This is a genomic window from Sporocytophaga myxococcoides (assembly GCF_000775915.1).
Lineage (GTDB): Bacteria > Bacteroidota > Bacteroidia > Cytophagales > Cytophagaceae > Sporocytophaga > Sporocytophaga myxococcoides_A.
This window is the reverse complement of sequence record NZ_BBLT01000001.1, coordinates 311,692-338,479: the sequence shown is the minus strand read 5'-3', so window position 1 is coordinate 338,479 and position 26,788 is coordinate 311,692. Positions and strand designations below refer to the sequence as shown.

The window sequence follows — 26,788 nt, the reverse complement described above, 5'->3', positions numbered from 1 at the left end:
AATGCATTTATTTTATTTGCCCGGATTTACTCCCGGAGAAATAAATGAATTACCGGAAGATGAGTCGAAACATGCTTTAAAAGTATTGCGACTTTCTTCCGGTGATAAAATTGAAGTAACTGACGGCAAAGGATCAGTCTATCTTTGCGAAGTTAAAGATTCAGGGAATAAAGCCTGTCGCTTTAAAATCCTTTCACAATTCACCGGCAAACCAAAAGACTTCTTTATCCATATAGCTATTGCGCCCACCAAAAATGCAGACAGGATAGAGTGGTTTGTTGAAAAATGTATAGAAATAGGCATTGATGAAATAAGCTTTATTCAATGTTCCCGTTCTGAAAGAAAAAATATCAATCTGGATAGAATTGAAAAAATTGCAGTCAGTGCGCTGAAACAGTCTCAGACGACAATATTTCCCTTGATAAATCCTTTAGTTCCTTTTAAGTCCTTTGTTGAAAATTGCAAAGATGATCATAAATTTATCGGATACCTTTCAGAAGAACATAAAGAACTTCTTCAAAAGATAGCACCGGCAAATTCAAGATACTGTATTTTAATAGGGCCTGAAGGCGATTTTACACAAGAAGAAGTTTCTCTTGCTTTTAAAAAAAATTTTAAACCCTCATCTTTGGGGCACAGCAGGTTAAGAACTGAAACAGCAGGAATTGCAGCTTGTCATATTTTTAACATTATCAACAGCTAAATACAATGAAAAAAATATTTCGATTATCCATTTTACTGCTTTCTTCTATTCTCATTTTCAATTTTTCTTTCGCACAACAGCCTTCATTTAAAATAGCAAAGTTGAAGTATAATGGAGGTGGTGACTGGTATGCCAACAAAACCTCATTGCCTAACCTGATAAAATTTTGTAATCAGCAATTAAAATTAAATCTATATCAGGAAGAAGATGTAGTTGAAGTGGGCAGTCCAGAGCTTTTCTCCTACCCTTTTGTACATATGACGGGTCATGGTAATGTGGTATTTTCAAGACAAGAAGCTGAAAATCTCAGAACTTATCTCACAGGAGGAGGTTTCCTTCACATTGATGATAATTATGGAATGGATAAATTCATAAGACTGGAAATGAAAAAAGTTTTTCCGGAACTGGATTTTATTGAATTACCTTTTAATCATCCAATTTACCACCAAAAGTTCGAGTTCAATAATGGTTTGCCGAAAATTCATGAGCATGATAACAAGCCCCCCAAAGGCTACGGTATAATTTTTGAGGGAAAGCTTGTCTGTTTTTATACCTATGAAACTGATCTTGGCAATGGCTGGGAAGACCAGGCTATTTACAATGATCCGGAAGAAAAAAGACAAAAGGCACTTCAAATGGGAGCAAATATTATCTCATTTGCACTAACATCCTTTTAACTAACAAGTTATATATAACAAAAAGGAATTCACCGCATAATTAGGCAAACAATTTTCCTTCTTTATAGATTTTTTGCTTAACTTGCGCTGTATGCAATAATTCCCATTGTACTACATATGGGAGGTTATTTAATAAAATTTACAAAACAATCAATATAATCAATGTATATAGTTCTCACATTCTTTATTATTCACTGGTATCTCTCTCTGTTTAGTCAGACATTCTTCCTGCACAGGTATAGTGCACATAAGATGTTTACTATGTCGCCATTCTGGGAGAAATTCTTTTATCTCCTTACTTATCTATCACAAGGTTCTTCCTACCTGAACCCAAGAGCATATGCAGTGTTACACCGCATGCACCATGCATACAGTGATACACCAAAAGATCCTCACTCTCCACATCATACCAAAAACCTTTTGACTATGATGGTTAAGACGAAAGATACCTACAATGATGTACTTAACAACAGAGGAGACATAGAAGAAAAATTTCAGAAAGATGTTCCTACTTGGAAGTTCATAGATACTTTAGGTGATATGTGGGCCTCAAGAATTGTCTGGGGAATTGCATATGCATTATTTTACATCGCAGTTTCACCTCCTTGGTACATGTTCCTTTTATTGCCAATCCACTTTTTGATGGGTCCGGTTCACGGAGCTATCGTAAACTGGAGCGGACACAAATACGGTTACTCAAATTTTGATAACAACGACAAATCAAAAAACAGCCTTTTTATAGATTTCCTTCTTGGCGGTGAGTTATTTCAGAACAACCACCATAAATATGCTGCGAGAGCAAACTTTGCAATGAAATGGTTTGAATTTGATCCTACCTATCCTGTTATCAGAATCCTGTCTTTCTGCAGAATAATAAAGTTAAGTAAAACAGCTATGGCTTAAAACTTAATCTTTTAAAGTTATAAAATGGAAAAACTCCCGGAGTCATAAACTTCGGGAGTTTTTTCATTTTACAGGTGCCTATTAACTAATTAAATAACAATATTTTTATACCAAAATTTAACAATAATATACCCTTAGCTAAATATTCGAGGACGTCTGACTGAGAAAATATTCACTACTTATCCCCAGTCAATGAACGTTTTTGTTGATAATCCTGTTGAGAAAAACGGTTCTCCTCACTACTATATATCCGTTAGTATCCTGTAATTTTAAACTTCCATAATTCCAAAAAAGGGGTTAATTCATGCAGTTAAGCAAATTAGAGATTAAAGGATTCAAGAGTTTTGGTGATAAAGTAACCATCAACTTTGATGAAGGTATTACAGGTATTGTTGGGCCAAATGGCTGTGGAAAATCAAATGTAGTTGATGCTATAAGATGGGTTTTGGGTGAGCAAAAGACAAAGGCTCTCCGATCTGAAAAAATGGAGAATGTGATCTTCAACGGTACCAAGACACGGAAGCCTCTCCAAATGGCTGAAGTTTCGCTTACTTTTAATAATACCAAAAATCTCCTTCCTACAGAATATTCTCATGTTACCATCACCCGGAGATATTACAGATCTGGTGAAAGCGAATATTTACTCAATGGGGTAACCTGCCGTCTCAAAGATATAACCAACCTTTTCCTTGATACTGGTATCGGTTCTGATAGTTATGCCATCATTGAATTAAAAATGGTGGATGATATACTTAATGACAAAGACAATTCCAGAAGGACCTTATTTGAGGAAGCTGCAGGAATATCAAAGTTTAAGGTAAGGAAAAAACAAAGCCTTAAAAAACTTGAAGATACTGACAAAGATCTTGAACGCGTTGATGATCTCCTCTTCGAGATCAATAAGAACCTGAAATCCTTAGAAAAACAGGCTAAACAGACAGAAAAATACTTCCAGGTAAAAGAACAATACAAACAAGTTAGTATAGATCTTGCGAAGGTCACTATTCAGGGCCAGAGAGAAGATTTTCTATCACTTCAGAAACAACTTGAAGAAGAAACGGATAAGAGAATAGGATACAATACTCAAATAGCAGAAAAAGAAGGTGGAGTTGAAAAAGAAAAAGCAGAGCTTGTAAATAGAGAAAAAACCCTTGCTTCCAGACAAAAAACTCTGAATGAGCATGTTAATAAAATTAGAAATTACGAAAGTGATAAGAAAATAAAGCACGAAAGGCTTTCTTTCCTGAATGACAAGAATAATAACCTCCGGGAACAAATAGAGCAGGACAAGAAGAGCAATGAGAGAGCAGAATTCAGTATTTCCAGTCTTCAAGCAGAAGCTGAAACTGCTGAGAAAATAATGGCCGAAATCGAGGTTAAAGTTCAGGCTTATAAGGAAGACTACGAAACACAGAAAGCAAGCACAAGCCGATTACAAGAAGAACTTTCCGTATTGAGCGGACAATTGCGAAAAAAACAGGAAGAAGTATTTCATCTCAATAAAAACATAGAGATATTCCAGATTCAGGCCAGCTCATTGAAGCAGGAGCTTGAGAAAACTACCTCAGATTCTTCCGCACATTCAGCGAGCCTTGCAGATTTTGAAAGCAAAGTTCAAGAGATTTCTGAGGAACTTCAATCTAAAAACCTGAAACTTGAGAAACTTGAAAATCAGGAAAGTACCCTTCAGGAAGAAATTACCCAGCTTGAAAAGGAAATAGAAACCATAAAGGATCAAATTACTCAGATCAACAGAAAGCTGGATTCCAAGCAGAATGAATATAGCCTTACAAAATCTCTTGTTGATAATCTTGAAGGATTTCCGGAAGCAATAAAGTTTTTGAAAAAGAACTCTCATTGGGGAAAAGAAGCCCCTCTCCTTTCGGATATTCTTACCTGTGAAGATCAATACAGAGTATCTATAGAAAATTACCTGGAGCCTTTCATGAACTATTATGTTGTTGAAAACGAAGCCCAGGCTGTGCAGGCCGTAAATCTATTAAGCGATTCTGCAAAAGGAAGAGCCAATTTCTTTGTGCTTTCCACCTTTGAAAATTTTAATGCTGCACCTGTCAAGGCATACGACCATTGCAAAGCAGCCAAAGACATCATTGAATTTGATCCGAAATACAAAAACCTTGTCGCATTTATTCTGGATAATGTATATATCATCACTAACAATCAGGAAGAACTTCCTCAGGACAATGATGCTATTTTCATTACACAGAACGGTAAACTCACAAAGAGGAAATTTAGCATTTCCGGAGGTTCTGTAGGATTATTCGAAGGAAAACGAATCGGACGTGCTAAAAACCTTGAAAAGCTTCAACAAGAAATCAAAGCGCTTTCTTCAGAATTGGATGAGTTAAAGCTTAACCTGGAGAAAAAGCAACGAGAGCTTTTCAAATTCAAGGAAAGTACTTTAAAAGCAAGTATAGAAGAGCTTAAAAAAGAAATAAATCTTACCAGTCAGAACTATATATCTGTAAAAACCAAACTAGAGCAGTTTACAGAAATGATCAATAGCAATGCTCTTAAGAGAGACGATATTATTGATAAAATAGAAAAACTGGAAGATGATATTCAGGATGCCAAACCAAGAGCAGAAGAAGCAAAATCTATTCTTTCGGACCTTGAAAGCAGACTTCAGGAGTTGAATGAAGATCTGATGATCCAAAATGAACAGCTCACCAATAAAAGCTCTATATTCAATCAGGAAAATATTGTTTTCCACCAGCAAAAGAATAAAATTTCAAGTCTTCTGCAGGAAATTGAATACAAACAGGCTGCTTATGATAGTAGCAAACAAAGAATAGAAAAAAACCTTGAAGACGCCCAAAAAACAGAAGAAGAGATAAATATACTCCTTGAAAGAGCTGATGTAAGTGACGATGAGCTTGTCGAGTTTTACAAGGAAAAAGAAGCTATAGAACAGGGAGTTAATGAGGCTGAAAAGGAATATTACGGAGCCAGGGCATTCATTGATGAATTAGAAAAAGAATCGAGGGATTTAAGAAGGTTACGTGATAATTGTGATGCACTTCTTTTGGAGATTCAGACAAAACTTAACGACAATAAGCTAAGTCTGAGCTCAATCAAAGAAAGATTATCTGTTGAATTTAATATAGATATAGATGAACTTCTTTCTCAGGATAGTAATGTTGAGGCCAGCGAGGAAGAGCTAAAACAAAAGGTAATTCAAATCAAAAACTCTCTTGATAAAATGGGACCAATAAATCCTATGGCGATGGAGGCCTATCAGGAAATTCAGGAGAGACATAAGTTTATAAGTGAACAAAAAGACGATCTTACTAAAGCCAAGGATTCTTTGTTGCAAACGATCAATGAAATAGATTCAGTTGCAAAAGACACCTTTATGGAAGCTTATGATAAAATAAGAGAAAACTTTGTACGAGTGTTCAGGTCTTTATTTTCAGAAGAAGACAGTTGCGATCTTAAACTGGAGCATCCTGACAATCCGCTTGAATCTTCTATAGATATTATAGCAAAACCCAAAGGCAAGAGACCACTGACAATCAATCAGTTATCAGGAGGTGAAAAAACACTTACTGCAATATCGTTATTGTTTGCCATTTATCTGATTAAACCAGCACCATTCTGTATTTTTGATGAGGTAGATGCACCACTGGATGATGCCAACATAGACAAGTTCAATAATATAATCAGAAAGTTCTCACAAGAATCGCAGTTTATTATTGTGACACACAACAAGAGAACAATGTCTAGTACTGATATAATTTATGGAATTACAATGGTTGAACAGGGCGTATCAAGGCTAGTACCGGTGGATTTAAGATCTTTAGCCTAAATTAAAAAAGTCTTTTAAGAAATCAGCTTCTGACGAAGGTAAAACTCCAGTTGCTGATTTGCCCTTAAAAGGCTTTTAACCAACTCCTTGTTTTCCATTTTTAGACGAAATACTTCGAAAGCTTTCTCTATGATAATTTTTAAATGCTGCTCTTCCCAGGGTTTGCTGATATATTGATAGATATGGCCTTTATTTACTGCATCAATAACAGCCTGAAGATCTGAATATCCTGTTAACAAGATTCTGATTGGGTCTGGATAAGTGTCAATTATTGATGAAAGAAACTCAACACCTGTCATTACCGGCATCCTTTGGTCGGTAATTATAATTTCAATTTTTTCAGTTTCAAGAATTTTTCTTCCCTCCTCGGCAGATTCAGCAATAAATATTTTAAAATACGGTCTGAATGTAGCCTTGAAAGCTGTCAGATTATTTTTTTCATCGTCTATATATAGAATCCGTATCTTCTCTTCCATATTTTTTTTGAAAAGTTTTACGCAAAAACAAACGTATTTGTTGAAAAATTCCTTATTAAAGATATCTTAAATTGAATCAAGTAAAAAGATAACCAATAATTATCTTTTTATCGTAAACATACTCTTAGCTAAATATTTCTCAGATGCAAAACAAATTAATAACTCTAATTGAACAGACGGAGAAACAGAAAGCTATATATAAACCTCTGTTATTCAGACTAAAAACAGAAGAAGAGTTTGTTAAATTTAATCATCTCATTAAATCTGAGTCTAACCTCATGGTTTTTGATGAATTGCGAGGCCAGGTAAAAGAGCTGATTAAGTTAAGAAATCCTAAGAAGAACATGACTGTGGAGGAGATGGAGGATGAAATCAGTAATTATTTTGATAAAAACGATCCTGATAAACTAGGAGTATGGGCATATTACCCTTGGGCAAATAAAATCGTACATTTGCTGGATGAAGAGGAATTTGTAGAAGTAAGGACAAACAGAAACTTTTATAAAATCACTCCTGAGGAAAAAGATATACTTGCTCAGAAAAAAGTGGGAATAATTGGGTTATCTGTAGGGCAATCTGTATCAGTGACCATGGCTATGGAAAGAAGCTTCGGAGAGATTAGGCTTGCAGACTTTGATATACTTGAACTGAGTAATTATAATAGAATAAGGACTCCTTTATCCAACCTGGGAGTTTCCAAAGCCATAGCAGTGGCAAGGGAAATTGCGGAAATCGATCCTTATATTAAGGTTAAATGTTTTCCTGATGGCCTGCATGAAGGAAACATGGATAAATTCTTTTCTGAGGGAGGTAATCTTGATCTGCTTATCGATGAGTGTGATGGTCTCGATATTAAAATTTTAGCAAGAATAAAAGCAAAAGAACTCAGAATACCCGTTGTAATGGAAGCTAGCGACAGGTGTATGCTCGATGTAGAACGTTTTGATCTTGAGCCTGACAGACCCCTGCTGCATGGCCTTGTCGATGGATTAGACATCAAAAAATTAAAATCCCTAAGAACAAATGAAGAGAAAGTCCCTTATCTTCTTGCGATGATAGGGATAGATACAATTTCAAGCAGACTAAAAGCTTCAATGTTTGAAATAGAACAAACTATTACAACTTGGCCACAATTGGCATCAGCTGTTACCCTAGGTGGTGGCCTCACTGCAGATGTATGCAGAAGGATTTTCATCAATGAGTTTTCTGATTCTGGAAGATATTATATGGATGTTGAGCAGATAGTTGGGAATAAGGATAAGAAAAAGCCAACTCTTATTGAATCCAAAGGATTTGAGGATGCCTATCTAAATAAGGATGAAATAATAGCAATTATTAATTCATCAAATCTTACATTAAATAACAAACAAAAATTAATTAATGAGTCAGAAATAAAAGAAATAGTTTCATCGGCCCTCTTAGCCCCTTCTCCGGGAAACAATCAACCCTGGCAATGGTACTATGACAAGGGAAACTTGTATTTATTTTTAAATAAAAAGAAATCGAGTGCAAGTTCTGATTTTGATAATCTGTTCTCCTTCATAAGCCTTGGCGCTTCAATGGAGAACCTTATTTTAAAGGCACAGGAAAAAGGGTTGGATGTTTGTGTAGAAGAATTTCCATCAGGCAAAAGTAGTCCACTTGTAGCTAAATTCAATTTCTACACTCCTCATCTTGAAACTGCCGAAAACAGAGATTACCAGGCTCTCAGCCAATATATTCACCTAAGATGTTCTAATAGAAATGGAGGGAATAAAGAAAGGATCAATCCCTCTGTCATTGATAATCTTATCTCATTGCAACGTTCAACTCCTGGAGCTACTATAAAAATTATAGATGATAGAGCCAGACTTATAGAGTTAAATGAAGTAATCAAAACTTGCGAACGTATTAGATTCCTTCATCCCGAGCTTCATGCAGATTTTTTTGAAAAAGAAATTCGTTGGAATAATCAGTCTGTTGAATCGAGTAAAGATGGCATGGATATTAGAACTCTTGAATTGTCTGCTACAGATCAGGCAGGAATGAGAGTGGCAAAAGAGGTAGAAGCAATCTCCCTGTTAAATAAATGGAAAAAAGGCAAAGGATTCGAAAAAATTTCCGGTAAAAATCTTGATGCTGCTTCTGCTATTGGTTTCATAGCTCTTCCTAGACATTCCGCTTCATCATACCTTCAAGGTGGAAGACTGGTCGAAAGACTATGGTTATCAGCTACTAAATATCAACTTGCTTTACAACCATTAATGGCCCCTATTCTTATGTTTTTAAAATTAAAGCATAATGATTTAGCAGGCCTGCCAGAACATTTACTGACTGAGCTACGCGATGCAAGAGAAAAATATTTAAAGCTTCTTAATATTGATGAGAATATTGCAGAAATTTTCTTATTTAGATTAGCTTTTGCAGAACCGCCCACTGCAAGGTCTTTAAGATTACCATTGGAAAAATTGCTTTTGATTAATAAAATTTAATTATGTTCATTTTTAGAGCATTTAGAGCGATAGACGATCACGAGACTTGCGTAAGATTCAGGGGTGGGCATGTAAAAGTTCTAAGTGACTATGGGATAACAAACATTACCACTAACAATGACGATTGGATGTTTAACCCTAACGTTTACGCAATAGTTGCGGAAGACGAACTGGGAACGATACAAGGTGGAATCAGAGTTCATATAGCTGACAAAGATCATTTGCTCCCTGTTGAAGAAGCGGTGGGCGAAATGGATCCTAAAATTTTTGAAATAGTTAGAGAATTTTCTCACAGTGGTACTGGAGAATTATGTGGCTTATGGAATTCAAAAGCTGTGGCGGGACTGGGAATTAGCCTCCTTCTTATACGGGCAGGCATTTCTATTGTAAACCAAATTAATTTAAGTTCCTTATTCACTATTTGTGCTGATTATACAATGCCAATGGTTAGCAGGGTAGGATTTATTGTTGAAGATCAGTTAGGCAATAAAGGTGAGTTTATTTATCCCAATGAAAATTATATTGCAAGAGTTCTTAGAAGGATGAATGCCATCACATTAGATACAGCTCAGGAACTGGACCGAAACCGCATTCTGGACTTAAGAAATAAACCTAACCAGGTTTTCAAGGAAGAAGGCTCTAAAGGATTAATTGAACTTAACTATCAACTGACCATTCCTAAAAAACATTAACCTGATGAAATTGCTTTTAATACTGCTTCTATCCACTTTTACCTTTTTTCAATCATTAGGCCAGACAAATGAATTAGTATTTCAATATAAAAATGCTGATAAGTTTGAATCAGCTGGTAAATATCTATACATATTCAAAGATTCTTCAGAAAATTCTCAACCATCTATTATTGGTAATTTACCATATTTCAGCAAAAGTAAACAAGATGTTCCAACCTTAGGAGTTTCATCCAAAAATATCTGGGTAAAATTACACATTCAAAATCTGACCAACGCACCAACTGTTTTTCTCTCTTTGCTTCAGCCAAACATTGATGAAATTTCTCTTTATGAAATTAAGTACGGACAAGCTAGACTTATTGAAAACACAGGAGAAATTATTCCCTATCATAATAGAAAATTCAAAAATCAAAACTATATATTTCCTATTGAAATAAATAAGGGCGAAACTAAGACATACTTATTTAAAGTAAGAACAGGTGAGCAGATATCTCTTCCTATAAAAGTCGGCACTCAGACTCCGCTATATGAAAGCCTTCTCCAATTTGACCTGGTAACTGGAATTTATGTAGGAATTATTCTGGTGATGGTTTTTTACAACTTATTTATTTATTTCTCTGTAAGAGATAAAATCTATCTGATTTACGTCTTTTACATAATCATTGTAGGACTTACTCAAACTAATTTCCTAGGCTACAACATAAGGTTTTTAACTCCGGGAAACACATGGCTATCTATTAATGGTACTTATATTCTAAGCACGCTCGTTGGAATTTCAGCAGCTCAGTTTATGCGACTCTTTCTGAACACCTCACAACATGAACCTAAACTTGATAAATTCTTTTACATATTCTACTCAATTTATCTTATTTCAATCATACTTGCTTTCCTTACCCATTACAATGCAAGCTTTTTAATAATAGAACTGAATGCAATGTTTCTTGCTCTATATATGCTTTTTATTGCTTATAAGATCAATCTTAAAGGATATAAATCAGCAAAGTTCTTTTTAATTGCCTGGACAATATTTCTTATTGGAGTTGTATTCTTTGTATTAAGAGATTTTGGCATATTTCCATATAACACGATTACCAGCTATACCATGACTCTTGGTTCTGCACTTGAAGTAATGCTGCTTTCATTTGCTCTTGCAGACAGAATTAATATCCTAAAAAAAGAAAAAGAAAGCTCTCAGGCTGAAGCAATCAGAGCCATGGCAGAAAATGATAGAATTATAAGAGAACAAAATATAATTCTGGAGTCAAAAGTAGAAGAACGTACTTCGGAACTACAACAATCCAATCAGGACCTCAACAAAGCATTAACTAACTTGCAGGAAGCTCAGTCACAGCTTGTAGATGCTGAGAAAATGGCTTCCCTCGGTCAACTTACTGCTGGTATTGCACATGAGATTAATAACCCAATCAACTTTGTGAGCTCAAGTATAAATCCCCTTAAAAGAGATATCCAGGGATTAATGCAGATTCTTGAAGAATATGAAAAACTACATAAACAGGAACCACAGAATGTTAATCTCAAACAGATTGAAAGGTTAAAAGAAGACCTGGAGTACGATTACCTGAAAGAAGAAATCGATATGATGCTCAAAGGAATTGCTGAAGGCGCTACTAGAACAGCTGAGATTGTTAAAAGTCTGAGAAACTTCTCCCGACTTGACGAGGATGCATTAAAACCTTCCGATCTGAATCAGGGTATCGACTCTACACTGGTACTACTAAACAACAGTATGGATGGGAAGATAAAAATTTCCAAATGCTACAATGATATTCCAGCAATTGAATGTTTCCCGGGGAAGATTAATCAGGTATTTATGAATATCCTCACCAACTCTATCCAGGCAGTAAAAGCAAAAAATATTTCAAATGGGGAAATAATAATTTCAACATTTGAAAAAGATGAATTAGTAGGTGTTTCGATAAAAGATAATGGAATCGGAATGTCAGAAAAAACTAAGATGAAAATTTTTGAACCGTTTTTTACTACAAAAGATGTTGGCGAAGGTACAGGCTTAGGACTATCCATCGTTTATACCATAATTGAGAGCCATAAAGGAAAAATTGAAGTACAGTCTGAGGAAGGCATTGGAACAGAGTTTATCTTATACCTTCCTAAAAATCTCGATTCTTTATAATAAAACGAGGAAAGTTTATACTTATAAAAAGGGAAACCTTATTAAAAGATTTTCAGTATAAATGCTCGTTCATATTGCTGGGCTTGGCATCTGGCAACAGAACATTGATCTCTTCCTTAGTAACAATACCATATTTTTTTGGTACTTTTCATATTTTTAAAGGGAAGAAAATATAAGAAATCCGGGAATAAAGTATTTGGTTTAAATTTTATATTATATTTACAAAAAACAAAACACTTTGAAATAGATAATTTTCAACAGTTTATGGAAGATAAAATCAGGGTTTTGTATGTTGATGACGATGAATACAACTTGAGAGTATTCAAAGCTTCTTTTCGATTTGATTATCAAATTTTTCTCGCAAAATCAGCAAAAGAAGGCCTGGAAATTCTTAAGGAGAATGAAATTCACGTGATCATCGCTGACCAGAAAATGCCTGAAGTGACTGGTGTTCAGTTTTTCGAATCCCTTATAAGCCAATATCCGGAAACCATTAGAATATTACTGACAGGATATAGCGATATTGAATCCGTTATTGATGCCATTAACAAGGGAAAGATTTTTTATTATATCAAAAAACCCTGGAATGAAAGCGATATCAAGCTTGCTATTGAAAAGGCGGGAGAAATATATCTAACCAAAAAACTTTAAAAAAAAAGAACAGAAGATCTTCAGAAAGCTAATGAAGAACTAACAAGATTTGTATACAGTGCCTCACATGAACTTAAGGCTCCATTAATGACTATAATTGGCGTTTTGAAAGTGGCGGATATGGATCAGAACAGAGCAGATGATATGTATCTTAATATGATCGAAAAGTCTGTAAAAAATCTAGACCTTTTTGTAAAAAATATTGTCAACTATTATAAAAATTCCAGAATTGAAGAGACACTATCTGAAATCAATTTTGATCAGATTCTGGATGAAAATATTAAAAGTTTTGATGGCTTAAATGGAATTAATTTCGCTATTGATATTTCCAACCTCTCCCCTTTTAAAAGTGATGATTTCAGGATTAAGGTAATACTCAACAATATTTTATCTAATGCAATCAAATACCAGAAGAAAGACAATCCTGAAAAAAGGGTAGAAATCAAAATACATACATCTCCTGAAAAAGCAGATATATCCATTTTTGATAATGGGATTGGCATTCAGGAAAAACATCTTCCCAGTATTTTTAAAATGTTCTTCAGAGGTACACACTATAGTGACGGTTCGGGTATTGGATTATACATTGCCAAAGAGGCAATTGACAAACTGAATGGCTCCGTACAGGTTGAGTCTGAAGAAGGAAAATTCACCAAATTTCTGATAGAAATTCCAAACAGTTATGTACCATCACCTCAGGCTGCTGCTTTAAGATAAACTTTAAATGTGGTTCCTTTATCAGGAACTGATTCCACCTCAATCTTCCCCCCATTTTTATCTACTATTCTTTTCACCAGATACAAACCTATTCCACTTCCATCGACATGAAAATGTAATCTTTTGAACATTGAAAATATGTTATTTTTCAGGCTAGGGTCAAATCCGATTCCATTATCACTCACTTCAAAATAAACATAATCATTCTCGCAACCCGTCTTTATCACAACACTTGGCGTTCTAAAAGGAGACCTGTATTTGATAGCATTGGAAAGCAAATTATATAATATACTCTTAAGATTTGTGCGGGAAAACCGAATATTGGGACAACGTGAGAAATCTGTAATAACCTCTGCATTGCAGGCGGAAATCATTTCTTTTATATTCTGCTTGATCTCATCAACTACCTGATCTATCTCAACTATAGACTGATCATCAGAAGAAGCACCACTTATTTTTGCTATGTCTGTAAGGCCTTGTAATGTGTCTTTAAAATTACCAATCGACCTATGTATTAAATCCATTATCATTGGAGTGGCTTTGTTGTTCCCAGCTTTAAGCTCAGCATCAAGGGTAAAAATAAGTCCTTCAATGTTTGACATAGGTGCTTTGAGATCGTGAGAAGCACTATAGACAAAATTGTCCAGATCATCGTTAATCCGCAACAATTCCTCATTTCGATGCTTTAGCTCTTCTTCAGCTTTTTCCCTTTCAATTACTTCCTTTTGCAGCTCTTCATTTAATACTGATAGTTGAAAGGTTCTCTCCTCTACCCTTTCCTCCAATTCATTATTGATCACAATCAATGCTTCTTCAGCTTTTTTGAGCTCTTCATTCTTCTCTGACAAAGCTTGATTCTTTGCCCTTATTTCCTCTTCTATTCTTCTTCGCTCAGATATATCCAAAATGATTCCTTTAATCTTGTAAGGACGGTTATGAATCGAAATAACCTTTCCCTTAATAAATAAAAACTGGTCTTGATCTTTTATTCTTATCTCTGTTGAAAATGGTATATTTCCATCAACAGATTCCTTAATGAGTTCTTCCAATATATCACAATCAGCAGGGTTGATAAGACTTTTAACATTTGTAAATGTTAAATCACCTGTATTATCAAGGTTAAACATTTTCAAAATTTCATCCGAACATTTTAGCTTATTGGATTTTATGTTCCATTCCCATATACCTAATCTGGCTATGTCCTGCACCTCCTTTAATTCAGCAAAGCTACTTTTCAATTTATCTTCAAGAACCTTTCTTTCGGAAATATCATTGACAATACAAATCCCGCCTGTTATCTTCTTTTCCTCATGCTTGAGAGGAATCAGGACTGCATCGAAAAAACCTTTTTTCCCATTACGGTTTAAATCTTCAAGGCTGATAATAACGCCTTCCAATACATTTCGAAAGAATACTTCTTCTCCTGAAAATTTGTATTCAGGAAACAAGTCAAAGAGGTGACGTCCTATTACATCTTCTTTCTTGAGGTTATTATGCTCTTCCAATGATCTGTTCCAGGTAGTAATTCTGAAGTTTCTGTCAAAAGAAAGTACTCCGAAATTTACATTATTAATTAATGTCTCTTTAAATCTCCTTTCTCTGTCAACAACCTTCATAGCTTTTTCTTTTTCCCTGATCTCTCTTATCAGAAGCTCGTTGGAAATTTGTAATTCTTCATTTTTCTTTCTGACAATATCATTGTGAATTTCTGAAGAAAGTTTTAAAATAAGCTCTTCTATATGCAGATGGTAATCATTTAATTCCTGTACAATGGAAAGCGCCGTCCTTACATCATTTGTAAAATCAGGCAAGAACTGAAGTAAAACATCTTTTCGAATTCCAAATCCGATAAGCAAATCGCAAGGTTGTACTGAATATTTATTCACCTCATAAGGTAGTGCTCCATGCTTCCATTGATCTGTAAGTTGCAGTATCTCCTCCAGGCTCCTGTCTGCAATAGCATCACTTAAAAATAATATTAATCTTTCCCTAAAAAATGTCATCAGCACTTTTTCCGGCACATCCCGGAATAAAGTGATCAAAGGCAAATCAAGTGATTGTATACTGTTAAAATAGCTTACACAAATTTTATCCAATACATTGCTCAAACAAAACTCAGCAAACTCCTTAAAATGATTAAATATAAAACTTGTAGTTTTCATCCTTTTGATATTGCCTATCAAAAGGAGAAACAGGGTACAGTTAGAATTGTTTGTTATTACAATAATCGATTATAGGAATTATTATTAAGGAGTATTTTTTATATAATCTCCCCTGAACGAAAAAAATATAAAAAGTATTCAAGAGGACTCTAAATAAATTATTTAGAATCCTCACCAATTAAATTTTATTCAATAACATCAGAAGATACTAATTCCAATGTATTTGAGATATTGGCTCTTAAAAGATCTGCGTAATACCCTCCGTGTACATTAGAGGAAGTCTGGCTTGCGAGAGAATAATAAGAGCCGTTTCCATTTATCAATAATTTTTGAAAATCAAACTTCAGGATAATTCTGGTGGTTTTTCCTTTTTCAATAATAAACGGAGTTTGAGAACTAAGTACGTTTCCGAAGGAAAAAGGCATTATCCTTTTGTCATCCCCTACTCCAAAGTGAAACTTGTTTGCATATACATCCGGACCATTTCCTTCTGCAAGGAAAAATATATATCCTGTATTCCAGCTCCAGTACATATCGGCTTGGGCGAGGTTCAGCGGAGGCTGAGCAATTGTAGGATCGGCATGATTTACCTCCCTTGGCAATCCTATATTAAATCGTAATCCTTTATAATTCCCTGGTTTTACATTCAACTGTAGCTTTTCACTATTGGGCAATGAAGCAAAGTCTACAAGAAATATTGAGTTTCCTGAATGATCTTTCCCTGGCACTTCGGAAGAGTTCCCCGAAGCTAAACCGATATCGGAAACAAAAAATTTTAACTTGGTAAGTCGGAATTGCTCTCCGGCAGCATTTGTATAAAGTGTATCCATCAACAAAGCATCACTCCCTGCTACAGGCATAAAAACAAGTTCTACTTTGCCATTATCCTGATCTGCAGCAGCAGGAATTACTTTTTCATCTTTTTTGCAGGCGCCAAGTAATAAAACCAAAAATAATCCGAAAGCAATTTTTTTCACAGTAGTATACATTAGTTTATTATTTAGTTGCATTTATAAAAGAGGTATCGGTTAATGTCTTCAGAAAGTTCACTACATCTTTCAGCTCTTGATCTGTCAAACCTTCATCATGATAATGTACATGTGCAGACTTATTTCTATTAAATTTTCCTCCACTTAAATAATGCTTAATAACATCTTCCAACGTTGCTATGCTTCCATCATGCATGTATGGAGCTGTCAACTCTACATTTCTAAGTGTAGGCACTTTAAATTTTCCCTTATCAGATTCATTTCCGGTAATCAGATTTCGTCCAGGATCGGGATAAACTACATACAAACCAGTATTCTGAAAAGTACCGTTGGTAAAGTTTATTCCACTATGACAAGAAGAACAATGTAGTCTGTCACTGAAGAACAGATTCATACCATTGATTTCCGACTCTGACATAACATCTTTTCCCTGATAAAAATACTGATCATAACGGGAATTACCGCTAATCAAGGTTCTTTCATATGCTGCAATTGCCCTGAACAAAGAATAATCATCCGGCTCCCTGTTATATGCTTTTTTAAATAAAGAAGGATAAACAGGATGCTTTTTAAGGCGATTTATCGCTTCTGAAATAGGCAAATTCAGTTCAAGATGGTTGGTAAGTGGAGCCAAAACCTGTAATTCAAGCGAAGGAATACCTCCATCCCACATAAAAGAATTAGACCATGCCAGGTTCACAAGGGGCATTGAATTCCTGGTTCCCCTTTGTCCTTTTACCCCGACACTTACAACAGCATTATCACTAAATGAAATAGCAGGATTATGGCAGGAGCCGCATGAAATGGTTGAGTCAGCGGAAAGGATCGGGTCAAAAAACAACATCTTACCAAGAGCCGCCCTATCAGCAGTGAGTTCATTATCTGCAGGAATCTCGGGTTGAGGAAACCCTTCAGGGATCTTCAATTCAAATGCAGGTTCAACTGGTTGTTCTTTTCTTCCTTCTCTTTTACATGCAGAAAATAGTAGTATTGACTGGAGAAATAAAAAGAAAACAACAATTGGATTTACTGTAGAAGTACTCATTTCGACAAATTTAATTTAAAATCGGAACTATTCGTTGCCCTTCCTCCTCCACATTGCTATTTTATAAATAGCATTTTTTTGGTAACTTCCCCATAAATATGGTAAAAAAACAATTATTTATATTGATTTTCCTTGCTATTTCTTTGACGGCATTTTGTCAGGACACTCTTAGAAATATTCGCCAGGATGAAAAATTAATTGCTTACAGATCAGATTATGGAGGTTATATATGCGGCTATCTAACCGGACAAAACTGTTGGTTTTCTGAAAATTATGCAGAAAAATACAGAATTAAAGGAAAAGCCGAGGTTCTTGGGGTAATCAGTTATCATACAGGTTATATGACAAGACCCAATCGGCAGGTTACCTTTGACATATGGTCTGTTGGAGCCAACCACCTTCCGGAGGATTCCTTGGGTGGAAGGTATATGAGCTACAGAAATCTAATTATTTCTGGAAACCCTGTTACAACGCTTTTCTATGAGCCTATATCTGTGGAGGATTCATTCTTTGTAGCGTTTAATTTTTTACTTTACGCCCACGATGCAGAAGAATCTGGTTTTACAGATACCCTTGCGCTCCTGACTTCACTTGATGGTTCAAGACCAGACAGTGATCTTGCCGATATAGGAAGAAATGCTGTTAGATTTCACCATGGTCAATGGAGGGATTTGTACCAGAGACTTGGATACAAATTCCATCTTGCTCTTTTCCCGATTATCCGTTATATCCCTGTTGCAGGCACAATCGATTATAAAGAAGCTATTAGTTCTTTATCTGTATATCCTAATCCGTGTGTAGATGAAGCTCTTGTTTCCTTTTCCACTGGGATTGAATCAAATGTCAGAATAAAAATATATAATTTGGATCAGAAAGAACTAATGAATATAGATCTTGGCAGGAAAAATCCCGGTTTTCACCATGAAAAGCTTAATGTGAGCAGTCTGCATGCTTCTGTATACATTTTAAGTATAGAGTCTGATTATTCCAGGCAGGTTTACAAATTTATAAAAGGGCAATAAGGCTGGCTAAAAGTGCATTGAAAGTTATAGATTAAGAGAATATTATCTAAATTAGAGTTTTAATTAAATTTTTGAATTCAGTTTTTATAATGACATCTAGATCTGCCCAATTGGAATCAGTAATGATTATTGATGATAATGAAATGGATAACTTGCTGAATAAAATTATCCTGGAAAAATTTAACTACTCTCAGAATATTCAGCTTTATAATAGCCCTACTGTTGCAATTAAAGACTTGACTGAAGGAAAAATTACCCCGGATGCAATTTTTGTAGATATAAATATGCCGGAGATGACTGGTTTTGAATTTGTCGAAGCTTTTGAAAAAATTGAAAGACCGGAACTTCTCAAGTCAAAGCTTTTTATTATTTCATCATCGGATGATAAACAAGATATAAGAAAAGCCTTCAGTTTTAAATCCGTTTCCAAATACCTTACCAAACCATTGGACATCATCCAACTTACGTCAGAGTAATTCTTTGCTGATTATATAAGAACAATTTCCGGCTTTACTCTGATAAAAACAGAAAAAGTTGTGCCTCTTCCTTGTTCGCTTTCTACTTCTATTCTTCCTCCGCAGTTCTCAACTATTTTTTTTACTATGTAAAGACCAATGCCTGTGCCTTCTACATGATCATGTAGCCGTTTAAACATGGTAAAGATTTTTTCTTTATCATTCGGATTAAAGCCCAAACCATTATCAGTAACAGAAATTATGATATATTCATCTTCCCTTCCAATACTGATATCCACTTCCGGAATTCTTTCTGAAGACCTGTATTTTATTGCATTGCTGATAAGATTATACAATACACTTTTAAGGTTTTTCCTTGAGAAACTGACTTTAGTTTCCCCATTATGAACAATATTCAGAATTGCTCCTGTATTTTCAATCATGTCCCTTATACCGACCTTAACATCCTCGATAACCTCCAAAATATCAATAGTATTGACATCTTCTTCAATACTCTTCTGTATTTTGGTAACTTCAGTAAGATCATGAATCGTGACTTTAAAGCGTGATATTGATTCGTTAATCATTCCAATGATCATTTTCACATTGTCATCTTCTAGCATCTCTGGAGAAAAGAAATCTGTAAGAGAAGCCAACAGACCTTCAATATTTGAAACAGGAGCTTTCAAATCATGAGAAGCAGCGTATACAAAGCTGTCGAGATCATTGTTTACTTTTTTTAATTCGAAGTTGGCCCTCTCCAGTTCTGCGTTTTTATCTGTTAGTTCTTCTGTCCTTTGCCGAACGCGATTCTCAAGTTCATTGTTCATTTCCCTGAGTTGCTGCTCATGAGCTACCAGCAAATGAGTTTTCCTGTACAATTCAGCAAAGACATTAACCTTAGCTCTTAAAAGTTCAGGATTAATGGGTTTATATATATAATCTACAGCCCCTGCCTGATAGCCTTTATAGACATACTCATCACTGTAGCTATGAGCTGTTACAAAAATAACCGGGATATGCTTGAGCTTATCTCTTGCATAGATCAAAGAAGCTGTTTCATATCCTGAGAGATCTGGCATTTGTACATCGAGCAAAATGAGGGTAAAATCATGTTCTTTCAAAAGAATTTTCAACGCTTCCCTTCCTGACCTTGCAGTGCGAATTACATACCCATCCCGTTCAAGGACAGTACTCATTGAGAATAAATTATCCTCCCGGTCATCTACTAATAATACTTTAACCTCGGGCTTGGTTTCCAAATCCTTAATAATTTAAAGGTTCTCTAAATTAATTTATTTTCTCATCCATACTCGCATCAGGGCCAAAAGTTGATCAATTTTAACAGGCTTAGTAATGTAGTCTGAAGCACCGGCCTCAATACATTTTTGCCTGTCACCTTTCATAGCCTTTGCTGTGACAGCAATAATAGGAAGATTAAAGTTTTTATTTTCTCTCCTGATCTTCTGGATGGTTTCATATCCATCCATTTCCGGCATCATAATATCCATTAAAATAAGATCAACATTGTCGTTGGAATTTAAAATATTTATAGCTTCTTTCCCACTTTCCGCAGTGATTGAATTGATGTTTAGTCTCTCAAAAACAGTGGTTAAAGCGAAAAGATTCCTGATATCATCATCAACAACTAAAACATTCTTTCCATTTAAAATATCTTCTTCTCTCTGTATTTTTATTATTCTGTTTTTTATATCCTGAGGTAGATCATTAAATGAAATATGCATATGAATGATAGCCTCCTCCAGTAACTTATCCAGTGAATTTACATCCTTTAACAGAATACTTTTGGTAATTTTTTTAATCTGATTTGCTTCTGCCGGAGAAAATTCTTTAGCAGTATATAATATCACCGGAGTATATTGAAGCTGCTTCTTATCATTAAACTGTCGTATAAGGTCTATCACCTCAATATCAGGAAGTTTATAATCCAGTATTATGGCATCAAAACCATTAGCATACCATTCACTCACTGCTTCTTTACCTGTAGAAACAACCGTTACATTGATAGTCTGAATCTGTAGAAAAAGATCTTTAATTCTTGAAGAATCAATTTCATTATCCTCCACTACCAGGAGGTTTCTTGTCTTCCTGGAATGAAAGTCCTGAATATCCTTAAATAACTGATCAAGAATATCCTTTTTCACCGGTTTCATCAAAAAGCTTCTGGCTCCTCTATGGTAAGCCAGATCAGCGTTTTCTTCCCCGGAGATCATATATACAGGAATATGTCGAAGATTCGGATCATTTTTAAAGAGATCAAGTACTCTCCATCCGCTACTTACTCCTGGCATTTTGATATCCAACGTCACTGCTGTCAGTTTATAAGTAATTGCCATCTCAAATACTTCCCCATAACTCGCAGCAATAATTGCTTTAAACCCATAATCATGAGCTTTATCAAGAATAATCTTTGCAAACCTTTGGTCGTCCTCAACAATCATAATGACATTGTCTCCTGGCTTTATTGTATTTCTATCATCACCAGGATCAGGAAACATTTCTGATAAAAGTTCAAAATCTGGAATTTCAATATCCAAACCTCCTCCTTCGGTGGGATTTAGAAAACTTCCCAATGTCTTAGCTGTTCCTGAATTAACAGTATCAAGTGAAACTATTTTTGTTTCCGGCACCTTGGTTATCTTCAAATCTTCCGGAGTTGATTTTACCGGAATATACAGAATGAAAGTACTCCCCTTGTCTACTTCACTTTCAAGTTCGATAGTTCCGCCTAACAGCTCCGCAAGACCTCTGGAAATTGAAAGTCCAAGGCCTGTTCCACCATACTTTCTTGAAGTAGACCCTTCTGCCTGTTGGAAGGCTTCAAAAATAATATTCTGCTTGTCAATTGGAATACCAATACCGGTATCTGAGATAGCAAAGGCAATAACTTTATCAGCATTTTCTAGCTGCCTGTTTCTCTGTTTCCAAGACTTTTCCGCATTGTATATTTTTAATTTTACCTCCCCTTTTTCTGTAAATTTAAATGCATTGGAAAGCAGATTTTTTAATATCTGATTCAGCCTTTGCATATCCGTTTCAATAGATTCAGCAAGATCTTCAACGACGATATTAAACTTAACCTTTTTAGTTTCGGCAACCGGTTTAAATGTAGTCTCTACAAAGCCTGTAATCTCACTGATAGGAATTTTAGATACCTGAATAGAGATATATCCTGACTCAATTTTCGAAAGATCCAGAATATCATTGATTAATTGTATAAGATCATCTCCACATGAATATATAGTTCTGGCATAATTAACTTGCCTGTCTGAAAGATTTCCTTCAGGGTTTTCAAACAGTTGTTGTGCAAGTATCAGCAAGCTGTTTAGCGGTGTTCTTAACTCATGAGACATATTCGCCAAAAACTCTGATTTATATTTAGAAGTCAGAGTAAGCTGTTCTGCTTTATCTTCCAACGATCTTCTTGCTTCTTCAATAACTCTGTTTTTCTCTTCCACTTCCTGCTTCTGCTTCTCTAACAGGAAGGCTTTATCCTGAAGCTCTTCATTGGTCCTTGTAAGTTCGTCTGCAAGTGACTGGGATTGGATAAGTAATTCTTCAGTTCTTGTATTTGTTTCAATGGTGTTGATTACGATACCAATACTTTCTGTTAACTGATCAAGGAAATCAAGGTGGGTGCTGGAAAATGAATCAAAAGAAGCCAGCTCAATTACGGCTTTAATCTGATTTTCGAACAATACCGGAAGCACTATGATCGACAAAGGAGTTGCTTCTCCCAGGCTTGAACTTATTTTAAGATAATCTATAGGAACATTCTTTAAATGTATTTTTTCTTTTTCGAGAGCGCATTGGCCTACTAAACCTTCACCAATATTGAATTCTCTTGGAATACTAGTATCATCTGCATAGGAAGCAAATAGCTTAAGCTTCACATGATCTCCTTCATCATTAAGAATGTAGAATGATCCTTTCTGAGCAACCACAACCTGAGCAAGTTCTGAAAGAATTTTCTTAGCCACAGTATTCGTGTCTCTTTGCCCCTGAAGCATCTGAGTAAATTTAGCCAGGTTAGATTTGAGCCAATCCTGCTCATGGTTTCTGAGGGTAGTTTCTTTCAGATTAGCAATCATCTGATTGATTGTATCTTTAAGCGCCTCAACCTCTCCCCTTGCTTCTATCTTGATGGTTCTTGTTAAATCACCTTTAGTTACAGCAGATGCTACTTCTGAAATAGATCTTACCTGGGTGGTAAGATTTGCCGCAAGTTGATTTACGTTTTCAGTAAGATCTTTCCAGATACCAGAAGCCCCAGGAACACTTGCCTGCCCACCCAGTCTTCCTTCAACTCCTACCTCCTTAGCAACAGTTGTTACCTGATCCGCAAATATTGCCAGCGTATCAATCATCTCATTGATTGTATCTGTCAACTGTGAAACTTCACCCGATGCATTAATATTTAACTTTTGCTTCAGATTACCTTTTGCTACAGAAGTTACAACTTTAGCAATACCTCGCACCTGACTAGTGAGATTAGATGCCATAAAGTTTACACTGTCTGTTAAATCCTTCCACGTACCTGCTACACCTTTAACCTGCGCTTGTCCTCCCAGTTTACCTTCTGAGCCTACTTCCCTTGCTACACGTGTTACTTCAGAAGCGAAAGAGTTCAGCTGATCCACCATTGTATTGATCGTATTCTTCAGATCAAGAATTTCACCTTTTACATCAACCATGATGGTTTTAGAAAGGTCGCCACTGGCCACGGCTTTTGTTACTTCAGCGATGTTACGTACCTGAGACGTCAGATTACCGGACATATGGTTTACTGAATCTGTAAGGTCTTTCCAAATACCGGCAACACCAGGCACGAAAGCCTGTCCGCCTAATTTTCCTTCTGTACCTACTTCCCTTGCTACACGGGTTACTTCTGATGCAAATGCTCTAAGCTGATCTACCATTGTATTGATGGTTTCTTTCAATTGAAGAATTTCACCACGAACATCAACGGTAATTTTTTTAGACATATCACCGTTTGCCACTGCTATTGCGACATCTGTGATATTTCGAACCTGAGCTGTGAGGTTGCCAGCCATCTGATTCACGGAGTCTGTAAGGTCTTTCCAAACACCACCTACCCCTTCCACGCTAGCCTGACCTCCAAGCTTACCTTCCGTACCCACTTCTCTTGCCACACGCGTCACTTCTGATGCGAAGGCTCTAAGCTGGTCCACCATCGTATTGATGGTATTTTTAAGTTCAAGAATTTCGCCTTTAACATTTACTTCAATCTTCCTTGATAAGTCGCCTTTGGCCACAGCAGTCGTTACCTCTGCTATATTTCTTACCTGGGCAGTCAGGTTCCCCCCCATTTTATTTACAGAATCAGTGAGGTCTTTCCAGGTACCTGCCACACCGGGAACATAAGCCTGCCCTCCCAACTTCCCTTCAGAACCTACTTCACGTGCAACACGGGTAACTTCCGAACCAAAAGCATTAAGTTGATCCACCATTGTGTTAATGGTATTCTTTAGTTCGAGAATTTCACCCTTAACGTCAACTGTAATTTTTCTTGAAAGATTACCCTTTGCCACGGCAGTGGTTACTTCGGCAATATTACGCACCTGAGCTGTCAGGTTGCTGGCCATCTGATTTACAGAATCGGTAAGGTCTTTCCACACACCACCAACATCCCTTACTTTAGCTTGACCACCCAGCTTACCTTCTGTTCCTACCTCCAGTGCTACTCGCGTAACTTCGGATGCAAAGGAGTTTAACTGATCTACCATCGTATTGATGGTATTTTTAAGTTCAAGTATTTCCCCTTCAACATTTACTGTAATTTTCTTGGAGAGATCGCCATTGGCAACAGCAGTTGTTACGTCAGCAATGTTACGTACCTGAGCAGTGAGGTTGCTGGCCATCTGGTTAACAGAATCCGTGAGGTCTTTCCAAACACCTCCGACATCCCTTACCTTAGCCTGTCCACCAAGTTTACCTTCAGTTCCAACTTCCACGGCAACTCTGGTTACTTCAGAAGCAAAGGAATTTAATTGGTCCACCATGGTATTGATGGTTTCCTTAAGTTCAAGAATTTCGCCTTCTACATTTACAGTAATTTTCTTTGATAAGTCACCATTGGCCACAGCAGTGGTAACATCTGCAATATTACGAACCTGAGCAGTAAGATTACTGGCCATTTGATTTACAGAATCTGTAAGGTCTTTCCATACCCCTCCAACGCCTTTCACTTTCGCCTGACCACCCAGTTTACCTTCTGTACCTACCTCAAGCGCCACACGGGTGACTTCTGATGCAAATGAGTTCAATTGATCCACCATGGTATTGATGGTATTTTTCAACTCAAGAATTTCTCCTTCTACATTTACAGTAATTTTCTTTGATAAGTCACCTTTGGCAACTGCTGTAGTTACATCTGCAATGTTTCGCACCTGAGCTGTAAGATTACTGGCCATCTGGTTTACAGAATCAGTAAGGTCTTTCCATACCCCCCCAATTCCTTTTACCTTGGCTTGTCCGCCCAGTTTTCCTTCAGTACCTACTTCCAGCGCCACACGGGTTACTTCTGATGCAAAAGAGTTTAACTGATCCACCATTGTGTTAATGGTATTTTTCAACTCAAGAATTTCCCCTTTTACCTGAACTGTGATTTTTTTTGACAAGTCACCTTTTGCTACGGCTGTGGTTACATCTGCAATGTTTCGTACCTGAGCTGTAAGATTGCTGGCCATTTGATTTACGGAGTCAGTAAGACCTTTCCATGTACCTGCTACCCCTTTCACCTGCGCCTGTCCACCCAGCTTACCCTCAGTACCTACTTCAAGAGCCACGCGGGTTACCTCAGACGAAAAAGAATTAAGCTGATCCACCATAGTATTGATGGTGTTTTTTAATTCAAGAATTTCTCCTTTTACATCAACAGTGATTTTTTTTGACAAATCGCCTTTAGCAACAGCAGTAGTAACTTCAGCAATATTCCTTACCTGGTCAGTAAGATTACCTGCCATCAGGTTTACAGAATCGGTAAGGTCTTTCCATACCCCTGCTACACCTTTAACTTTTGCCTGCCCTCCTAATTTACCTTCCGATCCCACTTCCCTTGCAACACGAGTAACTTCCATTGAAAAAAGATTCAGCTGCTTTACCATGTCATTTACCTCTTTCGCAATCCTGTAAAACTCCCCTTTCAGCTTATGATTACTAACAGCCAGAGGCATAGTATTGGAGAGATTTCCTTTTGCCACAGAACTGATAACATCTGCTATTTCAATAGTAGGTTGCACCAGGTCTGTGATAAGTGCATTGATGGAATTGGTACCTTCTTTCCAGGCTCCCTTTCCATCAGTAAATGAAATTCTGTGCTCAAGTTGTCCGTTTTTACCTATAATGGTAGCAGCCTGAGTGAGCTCTGCCATAAAGCGCTCATTCATTTCGACGATAGTATTCATCGTATCAGAGATTTTTCCTTTTATACCTGTCTGGTCCAATGCCATCCGGGCGGAAAAATTTCCATTTTTAATTTCGGTCAAAACTCTGAGCAATTCTTCATCCAAAGAAGAGACCTCCCTTACAGCAGTTTTTACTTTCATAAATTAATTACTCTGAAAAATTTACCTGGATTTTTTCCTAGTTGGAAACTTGAAAACATGCTTCAATTGGGCAACTAATACTTTTTTACCGAACAGCAAACCCGCAACGCAGGAAAATGTTTTAATAGAATCTTAAATAGATCCAATTTTAAAAGCAAGATATTGCTTATCAAATGGATTAAAAAATAAAAAAAGTGAAAATTACAGGCGTAATAATCCCCTTTCATGATAAAAAACCCTAATCTGAAATTAATA

General features: G+C 36.2%; 17 protein-coding genes and 1 pseudogene. 12 read left to right on the top strand and 6 right to left on the bottom strand.

Annotated features, from left to right (window positions below; genetic code table 11):
• The first annotated feature begins 1 nt into the window (after nucleotide 1).
• The 4 genes from MYP_RS01465 to smc all read left to right on the top strand — a co-directional run bounded on the left by MYP_RS01465 (nucleotide 2) and on the right by smc (nucleotide 6,112).
• Nucleotides 2–703 (top strand): 16S rRNA (uracil(1498)-N(3))-methyltransferase, encoded by a 702-nt coding sequence (locus MYP_RS01465; protein WP_045457459.1) that lies wholly within the window; start codon nucleotides 2–4, stop codon nucleotides 701–703.
• A 5-nt stretch (nucleotides 704–708) separates the two neighbouring features.
• Nucleotides 709–1,380: a DUF4159 domain-containing protein gene (locus MYP_RS01460; protein WP_045457456.1), complete on the top strand. Its 672-nt coding sequence runs from the start codon at nucleotides 709–711 to the stop codon at nucleotides 1,378–1,380.
• 162 nt (nucleotides 1,381–1,542) lie between these two features.
• Nucleotides 1,543–2,283 (top strand): acyl-CoA desaturase, encoded by a 741-nt coding sequence (locus MYP_RS01455; RefSeq protein ID WP_045457454.1) that lies wholly within the window; start codon nucleotides 1,543–1,545, stop codon nucleotides 2,281–2,283.
• 304 nt (nucleotides 2,284–2,587) lie between these two features.
• The gene (smc, locus tag MYP_RS01450) at nucleotides 2,588–6,112 is read left to right on the top strand and encodes a chromosome segregation protein SMC (protein ID WP_045457452.1); all 3,525 of its coding nucleotides are present in this window, start codon (nucleotides 2,588–2,590) and stop codon (nucleotides 6,110–6,112) included.
• 14 nt (nucleotides 6,113–6,126) lie between these two features.
• Here the strand turns inward: smc and MYP_RS01445 are convergent, their stop codons facing one another.
• Nucleotides 6,127–6,588 (bottom strand): response regulator, encoded by a 462-nt coding sequence (locus MYP_RS01445; protein WP_045457449.1) that lies wholly within the window; start codon nucleotides 6,586–6,588, stop codon nucleotides 6,127–6,129.
• A 143-nt stretch (nucleotides 6,589–6,731) separates the two neighbouring features.
• Between MYP_RS01445 and MYP_RS25615 the strand changes: the two genes are divergently transcribed.
• The 6 genes and pseudogenes from MYP_RS25615 (at nucleotide 6,732) to MYP_RS01420 (ending at nucleotide 13,271) form a co-directional block, all read left to right on the top strand.
• Nucleotides 6,732–9,059, top strand: coding sequence for an Rv1355c family protein (locus MYP_RS25615; protein WP_045457446.1), 2,328 nt, complete (start codon nucleotides 6,732–6,734; stop codon nucleotides 9,057–9,059).
• A gap of 2 nt (nucleotides 9,060–9,061) precedes the next feature.
• A complete protein-coding gene (locus tag MYP_RS01435) occupies nucleotides 9,062–9,751 on the top strand; it encodes a hypothetical protein (protein ID WP_045457444.1) in 690 nt (229 codons plus the stop codon).
• Between the two features lie 4 nt (nucleotides 9,752–9,755).
• Entirely contained in the window at nucleotides 9,756–11,903 is a 2,148-nt protein-coding gene (locus MYP_RS01430; protein ID WP_052429876.1) for a sensor histidine kinase, read from the top strand.
• A gap of 264 nt (nucleotides 11,904–12,167) precedes the next feature.
• Entirely contained in the window at nucleotides 12,168–12,554 is a 387-nt protein-coding gene (locus MYP_RS01425; RefSeq protein WP_045459024.1) for a response regulator, read from the top strand.
• A 51-nt stretch (nucleotides 12,555–12,605) separates the two neighbouring features.
• Nucleotides 12,606–12,758 (top strand): annotated as a pseudogene (locus MYP_RS26695) (histidine kinase dimerization/phospho-acceptor domain-containing protein); the annotation flags it as partial.
• Complete coding sequence (locus MYP_RS01420) at nucleotides 12,756–13,271, top strand: sensor histidine kinase (RefSeq protein ID WP_262506724.1); 516 nt, start codon at nucleotides 12,756–12,758, stop codon at nucleotides 13,269–13,271. The pseudogene MYP_RS26695 and the gene MYP_RS01420, both read left to right, overlap by 3 nt.
• Here MYP_RS01420 and MYP_RS24650 read toward each other — a convergent pair.
• The 3 genes from MYP_RS24650 to MYP_RS01405 all read right to left on the bottom strand — a co-directional run bounded on the left by MYP_RS24650 (nucleotide 13,250) and on the right by MYP_RS01405 (nucleotide 17,467).
• Nucleotides 13,250–15,433, bottom strand: a complete 2,184-nt coding sequence (locus tag MYP_RS24650) for a PAS domain-containing sensor histidine kinase (protein WP_052429874.1) — start codon at nucleotides 15,431–15,433, stop codon at nucleotides 13,250–13,252. The two genes, MYP_RS01420 and MYP_RS24650, sit on opposite strands and share 22 nt — an antisense overlap.
• 185 nt (nucleotides 15,434–15,618) lie before the next feature.
• Nucleotides 15,619–16,410, bottom strand: a complete 792-nt coding sequence (locus MYP_RS24645; protein ID WP_197059985.1) for an MbnP family protein — start codon at nucleotides 16,408–16,410, stop codon at nucleotides 15,619–15,621.
• A gap of 19 nt (nucleotides 16,411–16,429) precedes the next feature.
• Nucleotides 16,430–17,467, bottom strand: coding sequence for a cytochrome-c peroxidase (locus MYP_RS01405; protein ID WP_045457440.1), 1,038 nt, complete (start codon nucleotides 17,465–17,467; stop codon nucleotides 16,430–16,432).
• A gap of 98 nt (nucleotides 17,468–17,565) precedes the next feature.
• Here MYP_RS01405 and MYP_RS01400 point away from each other — a divergent pair, with 98 nt between their 5' ends.
• Together MYP_RS01400 and MYP_RS01395 are read left to right on the top strand one after the other, a co-directional pair.
• Entirely contained in the window at nucleotides 17,566–18,489 is a 924-nt protein-coding gene (locus MYP_RS01400) for a T9SS type A sorting domain-containing protein (protein ID WP_045457437.1), read from the top strand.
• An 89-nt stretch (nucleotides 18,490–18,578) separates the two neighbouring features.
• On the top strand, nucleotides 18,579–18,965 hold the full coding sequence (locus MYP_RS01395; RefSeq protein ID WP_052429872.1) for a response regulator: 387 nt from the start codon (nucleotides 18,579–18,581) through the stop codon (nucleotides 18,963–18,965).
• An 11-nt stretch (nucleotides 18,966–18,976) separates the two neighbouring features.
• Here the strand turns inward: MYP_RS01395 and MYP_RS01390 are convergent, their stop codons facing one another.
• The gene (locus MYP_RS01390; RefSeq protein ID WP_156140235.1) at nucleotides 18,977–20,206 is read right to left on the bottom strand and encodes a sensor histidine kinase; all 1,230 of its coding nucleotides are present in this window, start codon (nucleotides 20,204–20,206) and stop codon (nucleotides 18,977–18,979) included.
• A gap of 33 nt (nucleotides 20,207–20,239) precedes the next feature.
• A complete protein-coding gene (locus MYP_RS01385; RefSeq protein ID WP_045457431.1) occupies nucleotides 20,240–26,533 on the bottom strand; it encodes a HAMP domain-containing protein in 6,294 nt (2,097 codons plus the stop codon).
• Between the last annotated feature and the right edge of the window lie 255 nt (nucleotides 26,534–26,788).